Below are 16,691 nucleotides of genomic sequence, written 5' to 3'. Positions count from 1 at the left end.
CGTGTGCTGCGAACCCCGGTAGGGCGGCCGGGCGGTCCCTACCGGACGGTAAACTGCACGCCATGAGCGAAACCGCCACCGCGGCCCCGGTCGCGCCGTCGTCCACCGTCGTCGAGTCGGTCAAGAAGTTCGTCGCCGCCCACGGTGGTTCGGGTACGGCCGTGCTGCAGCCGATCGGCCGCATCGGGGTCCGCATCACCCTCGTCGGCGCCGACGGCGTGCTCGGCGATCGAGTCGTCGCGGATCTGGCCACCGCCAAGGCCGTGGTCGAGGCCGTCGACGGCCTCGCCGAAACCGAGCACTGGGATCGCGATCTGAGCTCGGCCGCCACGCCCGCGAAGGGGCACTGGGCGCGGATGGCCGGCTGGGTCGCCCATCAGACCCGGTTCCCGAAGGCGCGCAACGAGAACTGAGATGGCTCTGCGGCATCGGATGATCGCCGCCGCGACGGCCGGTGCGGCCGCGGTCCTGACGATCGTCGTACCGGCGCGAGCCGAGGACCCCGCCGCCGTGCGGGTCTGCACCACCGGAGATTATCCGCCGTATTCGGTCACCGACGGCCACGGCGGCTACCGAGGCATCGATATCGACCTGGTCCGCGACATGGCGCAGCTGCTGGGGCGCCAGGTGCGGTTCGTGCCGACGACCTGGGCGTCGATGGGCAGCGATTTCGCCGCGCGCGCTTGTGATCTCGCGGTCGGCGGAATCTCCGACGCCGCGGCCCGGCGCGCCTATGCCGACTTCTCGCTGAGCTACGGCACCGACGGCAAGACCCCGATCGTGCGTGCCGGCGACGCCGGAAAGTACGCCACGATCGAGCAGATCGATCAGCCACAGGTACGGGTGATCGTCAACCGCGGCGGCACCAACGAGCAATTCGCCCGCACGCATTTCCCGCATGCGCAGCTGACCGTATGGCCGGACAACGTCACCATTTTCGACCAGATCGTCGCCGGTCGCGCGGATGTCTTCGTCACCGATTCGGTGGAGGGCCGCTATCGCGTGCGGCAGCATCCCGAGCTGCGGGTGCTGCACCCGGAGACGCCCTTCGACTCCTTCGGCAAGGTGTTCCTGCTACCGAAGAACGAGGTCGCGACCGCGGTGATGATCGATTCCTGGCTGGCGAGCCAGCTCGCCACCGGCGGAGTCGACCGGCGCGTCGCGGAATGGATCGGACCACACGCCACCGCCTGAGCGACGCGCGACCATAATCGACCGGGTGACGGATAAAGCGGCGAGCCGGACCGCGGTCCTGGTCTGTCAGGGCCGGGCCGTGGCCGACGGGCGACTGGCGATCGGGCGATTCTCGGATCCCATTGCGGCACAACTGCTTCACGACGACGAACGCGCGGCGGTGCGGCGCGCGCGAGCCGAGCATCCCCCCGGTGGCTGGCGGGAGCGGCTCGAATTCGAGATGCTCACGGCCACGGCCGCCGTGCTGGCCACCCGCACCGTCGTCATCGACGAGGCGATCCGCGAGGCGTCGGCCGCGCAGCTGGTACTGCTCGGCGCCGGACTCGACGGACGGGCCTGGCGGGCCGGCGAACCCGCCGCCGATGTTTTCGAGGTCGATCATCCTGCCTCGCAACGGGACAAGCGCGAACGGGTAGGTGCGCTGGTTCCGGTCGCGAAGTCGCTGACCTATGTGCCGGTGGAATTCGGCCGCGACGACCTGGGGACGCGCCTGGCCGAGGCAGGCCATCGCGCGGACGCGACGACCACCTGGGTGTGGGAGGGTGTCCTGCCGTATCTCACGCAGCCGCAGGTCGAATCGACGCTGGCCGTCGTCGCCGCGCGCAGCGCGAACGGCAGCCGATTGATCGCGACCTATCCCACCCCGAACCGCTTAGCCGCACTCGGTCGTGCCGGTATGCGGCTCTACAGCAGACTGGCCGGCGCCCGGGACCCGCTCGCCGACGAACCGCACGTGTCGGCGTGGTCGCCCGCGGAAATGGCCGCGCTGACAACGCGTTACGGGCTCACGGTCACCGCGGACGTCGAGCTGATCGAGGCGGCGCGCCGGCTCGACGTGCCGGCCCGGCAGTCCCGCGCCTACGGACTGGGGCGCGCCCTGATCGCCGACCGCGTCTGATCGCGATCAGCCGCAGCAGCCGCCACCGCAGCAACCGCCGCCGGACGGTGCGGGCGGTGCGGACGGTGCGCCCGATCCCGCGGCCTTGCCGGTGAGGGCGACCGTGGTGAGCAGTTTGACGGTGTCGCGGTGGCCACCCGGGCAGACCGCCGGGTCGCCGGATTCGCTCATCGGCCGGGTCAATTCGAACGATTCCGTGCATTCCCGGCAGCGGTAGGCGTAGGTCGGCATAGGTGAATTATGGCTGCCGGGGCCGGGGACGGCTCGATGCGGGTCGATGCCGCTCAGGGCGGCCGGATCTCGCTTTCGGGTGTCCTGGAGGTACGTCCGTGTTACTGTCCCGGACACATGTCCGGCCGATTGTCCGGGTGGAGGGAGTGGGCAGATGACGGCAACCGCGAAGATCGTGGCCGGCGCCGACGAGATCACCCCGCAGTGGTTGAGGGCGGCGCTGTCGACGCCGGTGCGTGAGGTGATCGCGACGCCGGTGGGCACGGGCCAGATGGGCTCGGTATTCCGGCTGGAGATCAGCGGCGAGGGCGCCCCGCGGCGGTTGATCGCGAAACTGCCGGCCGCCGATCCCGCAGCGCGTGCCATGGTCGCGGGCGCCTATCGGCAGGAAATCCGCTTCTACCGTGAGATCGCGCCGACCGTATCCGTTCGCGTGCCCGCATGCCATTACGCCGAATTCGACGCAGGCGGTGCGGAATTCACCCTCCTGCTCGACGACCTCGCCCCCGCTCGCCAAGGTGATCAGCTCACCGGATGTACGGTGGCCCAGGCGCACGCGGCGGTAGGTAATCTCGCCGGATTGCACGGCCCGCGCTGGTGCGATCCCGGCCTGCCCGCGATCGAGGGATTGACCTTCAACGGTGACGCCGAGGCGCAAGCTCTGGCCGAATTGTACGGTCCCGCAACGGAAATCTTCATCGACCGGCTGGGGGAGCGGCTCTCGCCGGCCGATCACGAGACGTTGCGCGCCTGCGTTCCCGGCATCGCCGACTGGCTGCTGGCCGCACCCGAGCGCTTCGCGCCCGTGCACGGCGACTACCGCCTGGACAATCTGATGTTCTCCGGCGACAGCGAGAGCGTCGGGATCGAGGTCTGGGCGGTCGACTGGCAGACCCTCGGTCTCGGATTGCCCGCGCGCGATCTGTCCTACTTCGTCGCCACCGCCCTGGAACCCGAGATCCGCCGCGCCCACGAGGACTCGATCGTCGAAACCTATTGGCGCACCCTGTGTTCCTACGGCGTCACCGATTACACGCTGGAGCAGTGCCGCCAGGATTACGGGTTCGCGCTGGTGCAGGGCCCGCTGGTCGCGGTGTTCGGCGCCGCCTACGGTGCCGCCACCCCGCGCGGGGACGAGATGTTCGCGGCCATGGCGCGCCGCAGCTGTGCCGCGATCCGGGACTGGGACGCACTCGAGCGGAAACCGGCGTAACCGTCAGCGCAGAAGGAGGCGGGGCCCGCGTCAGGCGGCGCGGGCGGCTGCTTCGGGGGCGGGCGCGGTGACCTGTTCGCGGGTGCGCATCGAGGCCCACAACGCGGCCGTCGCGACGATGCACGCGGTGGCTCCGGCGACGTGGAAGACCACCAGCGCCGCGGGGACGTGCGTGAAGTATTGGACGATGCCGAGCAGCGCCTGGGCGCAGACCGTGGCGATCACGACGATCAGGCGCACCCGGATCGCGCGGGTCATACCCACCGCGGCCAGTCCGAAGCCGAGGCCGACCAGCAGCCCGAGATACGCCACGAGCAATTCGGCGTGGGCGTGCACCAGGGTGACGATCTCGATCTGCAGGCGTGCCACCGGCCGCTCGGTGCTCTTGTCCCCGGCATGGGGTCCCGCGCCGGTCACCAGGGTGCCGGCGATGAGGGTGCCGGTCATCGCGACCGCGCTCAGTGCGGTCAGCCAGCGCAGCGGCGCCGGGACCTGGACCACGTCGACCCCGTCGTCGGGTTCGCCGACCTTGGCGAACAGCAGTGTCGCCAGCCACACCATGAGCATCGAGGCCAGCAGATGGACCGAGACGGTCCACCACAGCAATCCGCTGCGCACGGTGATCCCGCCGATCACGGCCTGCAGGACGGTGCCGCCGGGCATCAGCCAGGCGTAGATCACGACCTCGCGCCGCCGCCGCGCCCGGACCACGGCGAGCACGATCAGTGCCGCGCACAGCGTCACCGCGAAGGTGAGCATCCGGTTGGAGAATTCCACCGCTTGGTGGATCGCGGGAACTTCGGCGTGTGCGGTGGGGGTGAAACTGCCGGGGAAGCATTGCGGCCAGGTCGGGCAGCCGAGGCCGGAGGAGGTGACACGCACGATGGCGCCGGTCACCGAGATGCCCGCCTGGGACAGGATCACCGCCAACGCGATGATGCGCTGCACCCGCAGGGAGGGCAGCGGCAGAAAGTCGACGAGTCGCACAAACGCGCGTGACAGCACGAAACGATGGTAGACGCAGCCGGATCCGCGCCCGCACGGGGGCTACTACGTTGTGTCGTTGCCGTCACATCCGGGGCGGGATCACGATTCAGTCGAAGCGGAACCAGCGCGTCGCCAGCCAGCCCGTCACCGCGCCCCACACCACGAGCACCGCGATGCCGTACCAGTCCACGCTGGTGTGCAGCGCCTGATCCAGTGCTTCGGCCAGCGCCCCCGAAGGGATCAGCCGCGCGATCAGCGTCACCGCGTGCGGGAGGTTGTCCGAGGCGAAGACCAGACTCGCCACCCCGAGCATCACGAACCACAGGATGTTCGCCAGCGCGAGCACGATCTCGGCCTTGAGGGTGCCGCCCAGCAGCAGTCCCATCGCGACGAAGGTGGCCGTGCCGAGCGCGATGACCAGCGCACCCAGCGCCAGCCCGCCGATCGCGGGCCGCCAACCGAGCGCGACACCGATCAGGCCGAGCAGAACCGATTGCAGCACCACCACGATCAGCACCGCCGCACATTTGCCGCCGACGATGCCCCAGCGCGGTAATGCCGTGGCGCCCAAGCGTTTCAGCGCACCGTAGCGGCGGTCGAAGCCGACCGCGATGGCCTGGCCGGTGAACGCGGTGGACATGATCGCCACCATCATCACCGCCGGCACGATCCGGTCGACCTTGTGGTGTTCGCCGAGGCTCGAGCCCAGCGGCAGCAGGGTCAGCCCGATCAGCAGTGTGATCGGAATGAACATGGTCAGCAGGAGCTGTTCGCCGTTGCGCAGCAACAGGACCAGCTCCATGCGGGTCTGCGCGGCCAGCATGGCCAGGCGCGGAGCCGGTCGCGGCGCGGGGCTGAAGGTGCCGGGGGTGAAACGAGGGGCGGTCCGGGTCATCCGCGCAGCTCCCGTCCGGTCAGTTCGAGGAATACATCCTCCAGGCGGCGCTGGTCGATGCGGATATCGGTGGGCAGCACGTCGATTCGTGCGCACCAGGCGGTCACGGTGGCCAGCACCTGCGGGGTGATGTCGCCGCACAGCAGATAGGAGCCGGGAGCGGTCTCGCTGGGAGCGAATCCTTCCGGTAGCGCGCTTTCCAGTAGCGCCAGGTCGAGCTTCGGTGGTGCGCTGAAACGTAGTTGCCCCTCGGCGCCGGCGGAGGTCACCTCGGCCGGGGTGCCGGCGGCGACGATGCGGCCGTGGTCGATGATCACCAGCCGGTCGGCGAGCTGTTCGGCCTCGTCCATCATGTGCGTGGTGAGCAGAATGCCGACGCCGTCGCGGCGCAGTGCGTCGATCAGCTCCCACACCAGATGCCGGGCCTGGGCGTCCATTCCGGCGGTGGGCTCGTCGAGGAAGACCAGTTCGGGACGTCCCACCAGCGCGCACGCCAGCGCGAGGCGCTGCTGCTGACCGCCGGACAGGCGCCGATACGGGGTGCGGCGGGCATCGTGCAGGCCCAGGGTGTCGAGCAGCCACTGCGGATCGAGCGGATCGGCGGCGTAGGAGGCGACCAGATCGAGCATCTCGCCGGCGCGCGAGCCCGGGTAGGCCCCGCCGCCCTGCAGCATCACACCGATGCGCGGGCGCAACCGATCGGAATCGGCGACCGGGTCGAGCCCGAGCACCCGCACCGAACCGGCGTCGGGGGACAGGAACCCCTCACACATTTCGACGGTGGTGGTCTTGCCGGCGCCGTTGGGGCCCAGCAGCGCCAGCACCTCCGCGCGTCCGACCTCGAAAGCGACCCCGTCCACGGCGGTGGTGTCGCCGTAGCGTTTCACGACACCGTCGATACAGACAGCGGGTTCCGAGGCTGCGCTCACGATGAGACACCGTATGCCGGGCCCGGCTGTGACGGAGCAGACACCCCTGCCCGATTGCGCCAGGGCAGCAGGTTCCGGGTCGCCGCGATGAATCCGAGCGCGACGATGACCACGGCGACCGCCGCCTCGATGATCTGGAAGACCCCGAAATCGGCGCCGCGCGGCATCAGCATCACGCTCACGACCGCGGAGAACGCCACGGCCGGGACCCGGAACGCGGGTGTGGTGGCCCACGCCGCGAGCGGCACGATCGCCCACAGCAGATACCACGGCTGGACCACGGGGAACAGCAGCACGATCGCCGCCAGCGACACGCCCATCGCGCCGACCGGCTGCAATCGTCCGGTCCAGGTGGCGATCAGCATGCGCACGGTGATCAGCGCCGCCACCACGCCGGCGATCGGTCGGGTGATGCTCAGCAGCGCGGTGGTGTGATCGCCCAATCCCAGCAGGACGCCGCCGAATCCGGTGATGATGCCGATCGCCGTGGGCAGCGACATCCAGCTCCGCACGGTGCTGGCGGCGTTGAGGGTATGCGTCCAGCCGAAGCCGAGTCCGGAGGTATAGCTGACGAACAGGGTGGTGACCAGGGTGATCGCGCCGAGGACCGCCGCGGCGGCCAGCATCGGCCGCCACCCGCGACCCCAGCGGCGGGCCAGGGCCATGCCGACGAATCCGAGCGCGATGATCGAGGTGATCTTGACCGCCGACGAGAGAGTGATGACCACTGTTCCGAAGGTCAGCAGCAGCCAGCCGCGCTGATCGAATCCGCCCAGACCCGGGGCGTGGTCGGTGGCCAGCGCCCGCAGGCAGAACTCGACTCCGGCCAGCATCAGGCCGAGCATCAGCGCGTCGTTGTGCACGCCGCCGACCAGGTGGAACAGCACCAGCGGGTTGGCCGCGCCCAGCCACAGCGCGCTGACCGGTGCGACTCCGCAGCGCCGCGACAGCCGCGGCAGCGCCCAGACGATGAGTGCCACTCCGGCCAGTGCCAGCAACCGATGCGCCCAGACGCCGACGATGATGTTGTCGCCGGTCACATGCGCGATGCCGCGGCCCATCCAGACGAACAGCGGTCCGTACGGGGCGGGGGTGTCGCGCCAGATGTTGGGCACGTTGTAGGTCAGCACGTTGTGCAGGCCCAGGCCGGTGGCCGGGCCGACCGCGTACGGATCGAGGCCGCGGGCCGCGATCTCGCCCTGTGCCAGATAGGAATAGACGTCGTTGGAGAACAGCGGCGGCGCCACCGACAGCGGGATGATCCACAGCAGCAGGGTGCGATCGAGCTGGGAGCGGCTGAGCCGGTGCACCGGTGAGCCGCCGAATCCGCCGACCGCGAAGCGGCCCAGCAGCAGCCACGCCATCACCACGAAGACCGTGCCGATCATGCACAGCGCCAGCGACGAGGTCTGCCAGCGCGCGAAGACGCCGATCACCCGGACTCCGGAGACCGGATTCTGCAGCACGGGCTGGGCGGCGACGCCCAGCGCGCTGATCGCCATGAGCACCGAGCCGGTGGCGCCGAGCAGCCGAATGCGCTTGAACTGCGCGGTTTCCCGGCTGTCGAGTCCCGGCGCGTCGGCTTCGACGGTGTGTAGCACCGCGATGGTGTGATCGGCGGGCGGGACGTCCAGGCCCAGGGCCCGGCGTCCGATCTCGATGCTCCTACGCCATGCGCCTTCCACAACCGCCACGGAGGTCAAGCGTAGCCGGGGTGGACGCCGGGCCGATCGCAACGTCGCGACGCGGACCGTGACATATTGCACCGGGCGTCTATCCCCAGGTCGGAGCCGCATTCGGAAGAGATTCAGGGCACCCTTACTAGAATGCGGGAAATAATTCCGTCACACTGATGTTGTGAAAACCGTGGGTTTGCGGGAGAACGAGGTGAATACCGAGCGTCAGCAGGGCGCCCGGCCTTCCGCCGCGCCCGCGGCCGCCGGTGAGGGGCATACTCGCGCGGCCGTCGTCCAGCTGCTGCTGGAGGAGGGGCCGATCACCGCGACGGCCATCGGGCAGCGGCTGGGACTGAGCCCGGCCGGTGTGCGTCGTCATCTCGACGCGCTGATCGAATCCGGCGAGGCCCGGGCCATGCGCTCGGCGCCGTGGCAACAGCAGGGCCGCGGTCGTCCCGCCAAGCAGTTCCAGCTGACCGCCGCCGGTCGCGGCCGGCTCGGTCACGCCTACGACGATCTGGCGGGAGCCGCGATGCGGCAGCTGCGCGAGATCGGCGGCGAGAACGCCATCATGGATTTCGCTCGCCGCCGCGTCGGTGTGATCGTCGCCGGTATCGATCGCCTGGCTCAGCACACCCCGGCCGCCACGTCGGAGAAGGCGGAGGAGATCGCCGAGGCATTCAGTGACGCCGGCTTCGCCGCCACCACCCGCAAGGTCGGCTCCGGCGTCCAGATATGCCAGCATCACTGCCCGGTCTCCCATGTGGCCGAGGAGTTCCCGGAGCTGTGCGCCGCCGAACTCGAGGCATTTCGTGAGCTGCTCGGAACCCACGTGCAGCGGCTCGCGACCATCGCCAACGGTGACTGCGCCTGCACTACCCACGTACCCCTGTCCGTTTCCCCGACGAGCAATGCTCAGCCCACTCGCGCCGTTGCACAGCCCGCAACGGCAGCTCGAAACGACTCCGGAAGGAGTGCCGAATGACGTCGACCACCGCGGCGAGCCGTGAATCCGATGCGCCCCAGAACCAGGCCCTGACCCAAGAGGAGACCATCGCCTCCCTGGGTACCTACGGCTACGGCTGGGCGGATTCGGATATCGCCGGCGCCAGCGCCAAGCGCGGCCTGTCCGAGGACGTCGTGCGCGACATCTCGGCGAAGAAGAACGAGCCCGAGTGGATGCTGGCCGCCCGCCTCAAGGCACTGCGCATCTTCGACCGCAAGCCGATGCCGAGCTGGGGCTCCAACCTCGATGGCATCGACTTCGACAACATCAAGTACTTCGTGCGCTCGACCGAGAAGCAGGCCGAGAGCTGGGAAGACCTGCCCGAGGACATCAAGAACACCTACGACAAGCTGGGCATCCCGGAGGCGGAGAAGCAGCGCCTGGTGGCGGGTGTGGCCGCTCAGTACGAGTCGGAGGTCGTCTATCACCAGATCCGCGAGGACCTCGAGGCCCAGGGCGTCATCTTCCTCGACACCGACACCGGCCTGCGTGAGCACCCGGAGATCTTCCAGCGGTACTTCGGCTCGGTGATTCCGGCGGGCGACAACAAGTTCTCCGCGCTGAACACCGCCGTATGGTCGGGTGGTTCCTTCATCTACGTGCCGCCGGGCGTGCACGTCGACATCCCGCTGCAGGCCTACTTCCGGATCAACACCGAGAACATGGGCCAGTTCGAGCGGACGCTGATCATCGTCGACGAGGGCGCCTACGTGCACTACGTCGAGGGTTGTACCGCGCCGATCTACAAGTCCGACTCGCTGCACTCGGCGGTCGTGGAGATCATCGTGAAGAAGGGCGGCCGCTGCCGCTACACCACCATCCAGAACTGGTCGAACAACGTCTACAACCTGGTCACCAAGCGGGCCAAGGCCGAGGCGGGCGCGACCATGGAGTGGATCGACGGCAATATCGGCTCCAAGGTCACCATGAAGTACCCGGCGGTCTGGATGACCGGCGAGTACGCCAAGGGTGAGGTGCTGTCGGTGGCGTTCGCGGGCGAGGGCCAGCACCAGGACACCGGCTCGAAGATGCTGCATCTGGCGCCGCACACCTCCTCGACCATCGTGTCGAAGTCGGTGGCGCGCGGCGGCGGCCGCGCGTCCTATCGCGGCCTGGTCCAGATCAACAAGGGTGCGCACGGCTCCAAGTCGACCGTGAAATGCGATGCGCTGCTGGTGGATACGATCAGCCGCTCCGACACCTACCCCTACGTCGACATCCGCGAGGACGACGTGACGATGGGTCACGAGGCCACCGTCTCCAAGGTGTCGGAGGATCAGCTGTTCTACCTGATGAGCCGCGGCATGACCGAGGACGAGGCGATGGCGATGGTGGTGCGCGGCTTCGTCGAGCCCATCGCCAAGGAACTGCCGATGGAATACGCGCTGGAACTGAACCGGCTCATCGAGCTGCAGATGGAAGGAGCGGTCGGCTGATGCCGGTCGAGAATGTGGCTGTCGCGGGTGAGGCCCGCATCCCGGCCGTCAACAAGGGTGAGCTGTTCGCCTCGTTCGACGTGGGCGCCTTCGAGGTGCCCTCGGCGCACGACGAGGCCTGGCGGTTCACCCCGCTGCGCCGGCTGCGTGGCCTGCACGACGGCACCGCGGTGCGTGACGGCCGGGCGGGTATCGAGGTCGCTGCCGTCGACGGCTCGGCGATCGACGGTGTGACGGTCGAGACCGTCGGCCGTGACGACGCCCGGCTCGGCGAGGGTGGGGTGCCCACCGATCGTGTTGCCGCCCAAGCCTATTCGGGTTTCGAGCAGGCGACCGTGGTGTCGGTCGGCGCCGAGACGGAGGTCGCCCGTCCGGTGGTCGTCCGGATCACCGGCCCCGGCGCGGACAAGACGGCGTTCGGTCATCTGCAGATCCGGCTCGCCAACTTCGCGGTCGCGACGGTGGTCATCGACCAGCGCGGCAGCGGAACCTACGCGGAGAACGTGGAATTCGTCCTCGGTGACAGCGCCAAGCTGACCGTGGTCGCGGTTCAGGATTGGGCCGACGACGCCGTGCACGTCACCGCCCATCACGCCAAGCTGGGTCGCGATGCCGTCCTGCGGCACACCGATGTGACCCTCGGCGGCGATCTGGTGCGGCTGACCGCGACCGTGCGCTATGACGGTCCCGGCGGCGACGCCGAACTGCTGGGTCTGTACTTCGCCGACGACGGGCAGCATTTCGAACAGCGCCTGCTGGTCGACCACGCGCAGCCGCACTGCAAGTCCAACGTGCTGTACAAGGGTGCGCTGCAGGGCGATCCGAGCTCGGCCAAGCCCGATGCGCACACCGTCTGGGTGGGCGACGTGCTGATCCGCGCGGAGGCCGAGGGCACCGACACCTACGAGGCCAACCGCAATCTGGTCCTCACCGACGGCGCTCGTGCCGATTCGGTGCCGAACCTCGAGATCGAGACCGGCGAGATCCTCGGCGCCGGCCACGCCTCGGCCACGGGCCGATTCGACGATGAGCAGCTGTTCTACCTGCGAGCTCGCGGTATTTCGGAGGAGGCCGCACGCCGCCTGGTGGTGCGTGGTTTCTTCCACGAGATCATCCAGAAGATCGCGGTCGTCGAGATCCGGGAGCGGCTGGAGTCGGCCATCGAGGCCGAACTCGCCGCCATCGGCGCCTAGCACCGGCGCGTCCCGGCAGCCCGAAACCTCCACCAGCCCAGAAGGAATGCAATGACCACCCTCGAAATCAAGGACCTGCACGCCGAAGTCGCCAATCCGGACGAGAACGGCGAGCCCATCAAGATCCTCAAGGGCGTGAACCTCACCGTGAAGTCGGGCGAGACCCACGCCATCATGGGCCCGAACGGCTCCGGCAAGTCCACGCTGTCCTACGCCATCGCCGGTCACCCCAAGTACACCGTGACCCAGGGCTCGATCACCCTCGACGGCGAGGACGTGCTGGCCATGTCCGTCGACGAGCGCGCCCGCGCCGGCCTTTTCCTGGCCATGCAGTACCCGGTCGAGGTGCCGGGTGTGTCCATGTCGAACTTCCTGCGCACCGCCGCGACCGCCGTGCGCGGCGAGGCCCCGAAGCTGCGCCATTGGGTCAAGGAAGTCAAGGAGTCGATGGGCGAGCTCGAGATCGACGCCGCGTTCGCCGACCGCAGCGTCAACGAGGGCTTCTCCGGCGGTGAGAAGAAGCGCCACGAAATCCTGCAGCTGGGCCTGCTCAAGCCGAAGATCGCCATCCTCGACGAGACCGACTCCGGTCTGGACGTCGACGCGCTGCGCATCGTCTCCGAGGGCGTCAACCGCTACAAGGAGCGGGAGAACGGCGGCGTCCTGTTGATCACCCACTACACCCGGATCCTGCGCTACATCCAGCCGCAGTTCGTGCACGTGTTCGTGGGTGGCCGCATCGTGGCCGAGGGCGGCTCCGAGCTGGCCGACGAACTCGACGCCAACGGCTACGTCCGCTTCACACAGACCGCGACCGCGGGAGCCTGATATGACCGCTGTGACACGCACACTCGACGTCGCCAGGATCCGGGCCGATTTCCCGATCCTGAACCGGACGGTGCGTGACGGAAAACCGTTGGTGTACCTGGATTCCGGGGCCACCTCGCAGCGACCGCTGGCCGTCCTCGACGCCGAACGCGAATTCCTCACCCACACCAATGCCGCCGTGCACCGCGGCGCGCATCAGCTCGCCGAGGAGGCGACCGACGCCTACGAGGGCGCACGGGCCGATATCGCGCGCTTCGTGGGCGTGGAGGCGAACGAGATCGTGTTCACCAAGAACGCGACCGAATCGCTGAACCTGGTGACGTATTCGTTCTCCGACGACCGCTTCCCGTACCACGTGGGACCGGGCGACGAGATCGTGATCACCGAACTGGAGCATCACGCGAATCTCGTCCCGTGGCAGGAACTCGCGCGTCGCACCGGCGCCACCCTGAAGTGGTACGGCATCACCGACGACGGGCGCATCGACCTGGATTCGCTGGAACTGACGCCCGCGACCAAGGTCGTCGCGTTCACCCATCAGTCGAATGTGACCGGTGCGGTCGCCGACGTGCACGAGATGGTGCGCCGCGCCAAGGCGGTCGGCGCGCTGGTGGTGCTCGACGCCTGCCAGTCGGTTCCGCACATGCCGGTGAACTTTCGTGAGCTCGGTGTCGACTTCGCCGCGTTCTCCGGCCACAAGATGCTGGGCCCGTCCGGTGTCGGCGTGCTCTACGGCCGCTACGCCCTGCTCGAGGAGACCCCGCCGTTCATCACCGGCGGCTCGATGATCGAGACGGTCACCATGGAGGCGACCACCTACGCGGCGCCGCCGCAGCGGTTCGAGGCCGGTGTGCCGATGACCTCCCAGGTGGTCGGATTGGGCGCGGCCGTGCGGTATCTCGAGGCGATCGGGATGGACGCCGTTGCCGCACACGAACATACGCTGGTCGGCGCCGCCCTGGAGGGACTCGGCGCGATCGACGGCGTGCACATCGTGGGTCCGACCGAGAACGTGGACCGCGGTGGCGCGGTGTCGTTCGTGGTCGACGGGATCCACCCGCACGACGTGGGTCAGATCCTGGACGACGAGGGTGTCGCCATCCGCGTCGGGCACCATTGCGCTTGGCCGCTGATGCGCCGGCTCGGTGTACCCGCCACCGCCCGGGCCTCCTTCGCCGTCTACAACACGCTGGACGAGGTGGAGGCGCTGGTGGCCGCGGTCCGTAAGGCACAGAAATTCTTCGGGGTGGCCGACCGTTGAATCCGGCGAGCGCGAGCGACCAGTGAACGGGGCGTGAGGTTTCCCAATGCGTATGGAACAGATGTACCAGGAAGTGATCCTGGACCACTACAAGCATCCGCACCACCGCGGGCTGCGGGAACCGTTCGGTGCCGAGGTGCATCACGTCAACCCGACCTGCGGTGACGAGGTGACCCTGCGGGTGCACATCGACGACAACGGCGATGTCGCCGATGTGTCCTACGACGGGCAGGGCTGCTCGATCAGCCAGGCCGCCACCTCGATCCTCACCGATCAGGTCATCGGCCAGCCCGTGCAGCAGGCGCTGAAGGTGGTCGACTCCTACAGCGAGATGATCTCCAGCCGCGGCACGGTCGAGGGCGACGAGGACGTGATCGGCGACGGCATCGCGCTGGCCGGTGTGTCGAAATATCCGGCCCGGGTGAAATGTGCCCTGCTGGGCTGGATGGCGTTCAAGGATGCCGTGGTGCGGATAACCTCGGCTGAAGAGACCAAGCGGACCATGGGCAACGGGTCCGCCGGAAATGGGGAAAGCTCATGACTGAGACGCCGGCAACCGAACAGCCGAACACCGAGGCCGAACTCTCCCAGGAGCAGGTCGCGTTGCTCGAGGACATGGAGGAGGCGATGCGTGACGTCGTCGACCCCGAACTCGGCATCAACGTCGTGGACCTGGGGCTGGTCTACGGGATGCGGCTCGAGGAGGAGGTGGCCGTCCTCGACATGACCCTCACCTCCGCGGCTTGCCCGCTCACCGACGTGATCGAGGACCAGTCGCGAAACGCGCTGGTGCGCAGCGGTTTGGTGGAGGATCTGAAGATCAACTGGGTCTGGATGCCGCCGTGGGGTCCGGACAAGATCACCGACGACGGCCGCGAGCAGCTGCGCGCCCTGGGCTTCACGGTCTGATTCTCGCCAGCGGGTAGGGGGCGAAGTGGACATCCGGGGCCGCTGTGGAGCAGGATCGCCTGCGTCCAGTACGCAGACTTGAACGGGGTGGATTCACGGATGTCCCACATGTTTTCCCGGCGTGTCCGCTCGGCGGCCGTCGCGGCGGTGGCCGGTGCGGGTTTCGCGGTGGCCGGCGCCGCCGGTTCGGCCCAGGCCGACGGCGACCTGCACGGTGCGATCGCCTACTCCGACAGCAGCGGAGTGGTGGCCGCGGCCACCAACTTCGCCGACGCGCCCAGCGCGGATGCCGCGGCCCGAGCGCACTGCGGTCGCGGTGACTGCCGCGTCATCTTGGATTTCAGCAACGGCTGCGGTGCTGTCGCTCAGGGAGCGGACGGCCGGATCGCGGTGGGCTGGGGTCCGACTCAGGTGGAGGCCGAGAAGCAGGCGAGGGATTTCCTGGGGCCGAGCGCGCCGCCGTTCCCCGACCTGGGGAGTGCGAGCCCGCGCCCGGCGACCATCGCCCTGAGCAGCTGCACGGCGAACGCGCACTGATCGTTCGAGCCGACGGTGGCCGACCTGCATGGCAGGTCGGCCACCGTCGGCTCTCCCGCTGTTTCGCGCTCGATCACCGATGTCCGGGTCGGTCCCGCACCGGATTCATCGGCGGCCATGCCGAGAAGGCATGCTGCGCGATATCGTGAGGCCCGAATCGCCGGACCGGCCGAAACGGTAGGAGTAGCAGTGGATTTCGACTTACCCCCCGAGCTCAGCGATTATCTGGCCGAACTGGATGCCTTCATCGACCGCGAGATCGTGCCGCTCGAACGCGAGAACGACAACATCCGCTTCTTCGACCACCGCCGTGAAGACGCGCGCACCGACTGGGACCGCGGCGGGCTGCCCAGCGCCGACTGGGAGGATCTGCTCGCCGAGACCCGCCGCCGCGCCGACGCCGCCGGGCACTATCGCTACGCGTTCCCGGCCGACTTCGGCGGCCGCGGCGGCACCAATCTCGATATGGCCGTCATTCGCGAACATCTCGCCCGCCGGGGACTCGGCCTGCACTGCGATCTGCAGAACGAACACGCCGTGGTCGCCAACAATGTGGGCTTGCTGCTGATGCTGGAATACGGTTCGCCGCAACAGCAAGCGGAATGGGTGGAGGGCCTGGCGGCGGGCACGAAATTCTTCGCCTTCGGCATCACCGAACCCGAACACGGTTCCGACGCCACCCATATGGACACCCGCGCGGTGCGTGACGGCGACGGCTGGGTGATCAACGGCGAAAAGACCTGGAACACCGGCATTCACACCGCCGACGCCGATCTGATCTTCGCGCGCACCGCCGGCGAAGCGGGGGACGGCAGGGGCATCACCGCATTCCTGGTGCCGCCCGATGCCCGCGGATTCACGGTCGAGGAATATCTGTGGACCTTCAACATGCCCACCGATCACGGGCGGGTCACCCTGCGTGACGTGCGCGTCGGCGCCGACGCCGTCTTCGGTCCCGAGGGCCGCGGGCTGGCGGTCGTCCAGCATTTCTTCAACGAGAACCGGATTCGCCAGGCGGCGTCGAGTCTCGGAGCGGCGCAATACTGCATCGACCGGGCCGTGGCATATGCCAAGGAGCGCAAGCCCTTCGGTAAAGCGCTCGCCGACAATCAGGCGATCCAATTCCCGCTGGTCGAATTGCACACCCAGTGCGAGATGCTGCGCACGCTGATCCACAAAACCGCGTGGACCATGGATCGCCGCGGCACCTTCGCCGCCTCCGAGCAGGTATCGATGTGCAACTACTGGGCCAATCGATTGTGTTGTGAGGCGGCCGATCGCGCCATGCAGGTGTACGGCGGCCTCGGCTATTCGCGCCACCAGCCGTTCGAACACATCTACCGCCACCACCGCCGCTATCGAATCACCGAGGGAGCGGAGGAGATTCAGATGCGGCGAGTAGCGGGTTACCTGTTCGGATTCATGTCCTCTCACGCGCCCAAGGGCGTGTGAGACCGTCCGGCATCGGCGCTCGCCACACGAAACGGCCCCGCGTCCG

Annotated in this window: 18 protein-coding genes; 13 read left to right on the top strand and 5 right to left on the bottom strand. The window is 68.4% G+C overall.

The window, feature by feature from the left end:
* Positions 1-62: 62 nt before the first annotated feature.
* From NK1_RS14285 to NK1_RS14275, 3 genes are read left to right on the top strand one after another with little or no spacing between them, the layout of a single operon-like run.
* Positions 63-413 carry a hypothetical protein gene (locus NK1_RS14285; RefSeq protein ID WP_063009008.1) on the top strand — a complete coding sequence of 117 codons (351 nt, stop codon included), beginning with the start codon at positions 63-65 and terminating at the stop codon, positions 411-413.
* A gap of 1 nt (position 414) precedes the next feature.
* On the top strand, positions 415-1,194 hold the full coding sequence (locus NK1_RS14280) for a transporter substrate-binding domain-containing protein (protein ID WP_063009007.1): 780 nt from the start codon (positions 415-417) through the stop codon (positions 1,192-1,194).
* A gap of 25 nt (positions 1,195-1,219) precedes the next feature.
* Complete coding sequence (locus NK1_RS14275; protein WP_063009006.1) at positions 1,220-2,092, top strand: class I SAM-dependent methyltransferase; 873 nt, start codon at positions 1,220-1,222, stop codon at positions 2,090-2,092.
* 6 nt (positions 2,093-2,098) lie between these two features.
* Here NK1_RS14275 and NK1_RS14270 read toward each other — a convergent pair whose 3' ends face one another.
* Positions 2,099-2,323: an FmdB family zinc ribbon protein gene (locus NK1_RS14270; RefSeq protein ID WP_063009005.1), complete on the bottom strand. Its 225-nt coding sequence runs from the start codon at positions 2,321-2,323 to the stop codon at positions 2,099-2,101.
* 154 nt (positions 2,324-2,477) lie between these two features.
* On the opposite strand from NK1_RS14270, the gene NK1_RS14265 reads away from it, so the two are divergent.
* On the top strand, positions 2,478-3,536 hold the full coding sequence (locus NK1_RS14265; protein ID WP_063009004.1) for a phosphotransferase: 1,059 nt from the start codon (positions 2,478-2,480) through the stop codon (positions 3,534-3,536).
* A 30-nt stretch (positions 3,537-3,566) separates the two neighbouring features.
* On the opposite strand, the gene NK1_RS14260 is transcribed toward NK1_RS14265, so the two are convergent.
* The 4 genes from NK1_RS14260 to mptB all read right to left on the bottom strand — a co-directional run bounded on the left by NK1_RS14260 (position 3,567) and on the right by mptB (position 8,041).
* On the bottom strand, positions 3,567-4,541 hold the full coding sequence (locus NK1_RS14260; RefSeq protein WP_063009003.1) for a COX15/CtaA family protein: 975 nt from the start codon (positions 4,539-4,541) through the stop codon (positions 3,567-3,569).
* 88 nt (positions 4,542-4,629) lie between these two features.
* Positions 4,630-5,418 carry an ABC transporter permease gene (locus NK1_RS14255; RefSeq protein ID WP_063009002.1) on the bottom strand — a complete coding sequence of 263 codons (789 nt, stop codon included), beginning with the start codon at positions 5,416-5,418 and terminating at the stop codon, positions 4,630-4,632.
* A complete protein-coding gene (locus NK1_RS14250; protein ID WP_063009001.1) occupies positions 5,415-6,347 on the bottom strand; it encodes an ABC transporter ATP-binding protein in 933 nt (310 codons plus the stop codon). The genes NK1_RS14255 and NK1_RS14250 overlap by 4 nt, the downstream gene beginning before the upstream one ends.
* Positions 6,344-8,041 (bottom strand): polyprenol phosphomannose-dependent alpha 1,6 mannosyltransferase MptB, encoded by a 1,698-nt coding sequence (gene mptB / locus NK1_RS14245; RefSeq protein WP_063009072.1) that lies wholly within the window; start codon positions 8,039-8,041, stop codon positions 6,344-6,346. Before mptB ends, NK1_RS14250 begins: the two co-directional genes overlap by 4 nt.
* Positions 8,042-8,213: 172 nt before the next feature.
* On the opposite strand from mptB, the gene NK1_RS14240 reads away from it, so the two are divergent.
* From NK1_RS14240 to NK1_RS14200, 9 genes are all read left to right on the top strand, one after another.
* Positions 8,214-9,008 carry a helix-turn-helix transcriptional regulator gene (locus NK1_RS14240; protein WP_063009071.1) on the top strand — a complete coding sequence of 265 codons (795 nt, stop codon included), beginning with the start codon at positions 8,214-8,216 and terminating at the stop codon, positions 9,006-9,008.
* Positions 9,005-10,465: a Fe-S cluster assembly protein SufB gene (gene sufB / locus NK1_RS14235; protein WP_036502488.1), complete on the top strand. Its 1,461-nt coding sequence runs from the start codon at positions 9,005-9,007 to the stop codon at positions 10,463-10,465. Before NK1_RS14240 ends, sufB begins: the two co-directional genes overlap by 4 nt.
* The gene (gene sufD, locus NK1_RS14230) at positions 10,465-11,658 is read left to right on the top strand and encodes a Fe-S cluster assembly protein SufD (RefSeq protein ID WP_063009000.1); all 1,194 of its coding nucleotides are present in this window, start codon (positions 10,465-10,467) and stop codon (positions 11,656-11,658) included. The genes sufB and sufD overlap by 1 nt, the downstream gene beginning before the upstream one ends.
* Before the next feature lie 51 nt (positions 11,659-11,709).
* Positions 11,710-12,486, top strand: coding sequence for a Fe-S cluster assembly ATPase SufC (gene sufC / locus NK1_RS14225; protein ID WP_036502483.1), 777 nt, complete (start codon positions 11,710-11,712; stop codon positions 12,484-12,486).
* A 1-nt stretch (position 12,487) separates the two neighbouring features.
* Positions 12,488-13,747 (top strand): cysteine desulfurase, encoded by a 1,260-nt coding sequence (locus NK1_RS14220; protein ID WP_063008999.1) that lies wholly within the window; start codon positions 12,488-12,490, stop codon positions 13,745-13,747.
* 46 nt (positions 13,748-13,793) lie between these two features.
* Positions 13,794-14,288: a Fe-S cluster assembly sulfur transfer protein SufU gene (gene sufU, locus NK1_RS14215; protein WP_063008998.1), complete on the top strand. Its 495-nt coding sequence runs from the start codon at positions 13,794-13,796 to the stop codon at positions 14,286-14,288.
* Positions 14,285-14,656, top strand: coding sequence for a metal-sulfur cluster assembly factor (locus NK1_RS14210; protein ID WP_036502473.1), 372 nt, complete (start codon positions 14,285-14,287; stop codon positions 14,654-14,656). The genes sufU and NK1_RS14210 overlap by 4 nt, the downstream gene beginning before the upstream one ends.
* A gap of 99 nt (positions 14,657-14,755) precedes the next feature.
* Positions 14,756-15,193 carry a DUF4189 domain-containing protein gene (locus NK1_RS14205; RefSeq protein WP_157104269.1) on the top strand — a complete coding sequence of 146 codons (438 nt, stop codon included), beginning with the start codon at positions 14,756-14,758 and terminating at the stop codon, positions 15,191-15,193.
* Positions 15,194-15,382: 189 nt separating this feature from the next.
* Positions 15,383-16,645 carry an acyl-CoA dehydrogenase family protein gene (locus NK1_RS14200; protein WP_063008996.1) on the top strand — a complete coding sequence of 421 codons (1,263 nt, stop codon included), beginning with the start codon at positions 15,383-15,385 and terminating at the stop codon, positions 16,643-16,645.
* The last annotated feature ends 46 nt before the right edge of the window (positions 16,646-16,691 follow it).

The sequence above is a fragment of the Nocardia kruczakiae NBRC 101016 genome (assembly GCF_001612965.1).
Taxonomy (GTDB): Bacteria; Actinomycetota; Actinomycetes; order Mycobacteriales; family Mycobacteriaceae; genus Nocardia; species Nocardia kruczakiae.
Note: the sequence above shows the minus strand (reverse complement) of the source record. Positions and strands in the feature narration are given on the sequence as shown.

Coding starts and splice junctions, on each gene's coding strand:
- NK1_RS14270 (WP_063009005.1), bottom strand. CDS start 2,323: ATGCCGACCTACGCCTACCGCTGCCGGGAATGCACGGAATCGTTCGAA.
- NK1_RS14220 (WP_063008999.1), top strand. CDS start 12,488: ATGACCGCTGTGACACGCACACTCGACGTCGCCAGGATCCGGGCCGAT.
- sufB (WP_036502488.1), top strand. CDS start 9,005: ATGACGTCGACCACCGCGGCGAGCCGTGAATCCGATGCGCCCCAGAAC.
- sufD (WP_063009000.1), top strand. CDS start 10,465: ATGCCGGTCGAGAATGTGGCTGTCGCGGGTGAGGCCCGCATCCCGGCC.
- NK1_RS14205 (WP_157104269.1), top strand. CDS start 14,756: ATGTCCCACATGTTTTCCCGGCGTGTCCGCTCGGCGGCCGTCGCGGCG.
- sufC (WP_036502483.1), top strand. CDS start 11,710: ATGACCACCCTCGAAATCAAGGACCTGCACGCCGAAGTCGCCAATCCG.
- sufU (WP_063008998.1), top strand. CDS start 13,794: ATGCGTATGGAACAGATGTACCAGGAAGTGATCCTGGACCACTACAAG.
- NK1_RS14265 (WP_063009004.1), top strand. CDS start 2,478: ATGACGGCAACCGCGAAGATCGTGGCCGGCGCCGACGAGATCACCCCG.
- NK1_RS14255 (WP_063009002.1), bottom strand. CDS start 5,418: ATGACCCGGACCGCCCCTCGTTTCACCCCCGGCACCTTCAGCCCCGCG.
- NK1_RS14210 (WP_036502473.1), top strand. CDS start 14,285: ATGACTGAGACGCCGGCAACCGAACAGCCGAACACCGAGGCCGAACTC.
- NK1_RS14285 (WP_063009008.1), top strand. CDS start 63: ATGAGCGAAACCGCCACCGCGGCCCCGGTCGCGCCGTCGTCCACCGTC.
- NK1_RS14280 (WP_063009007.1), top strand. CDS start 415: ATGGCTCTGCGGCATCGGATGATCGCCGCCGCGACGGCCGGTGCGGCC.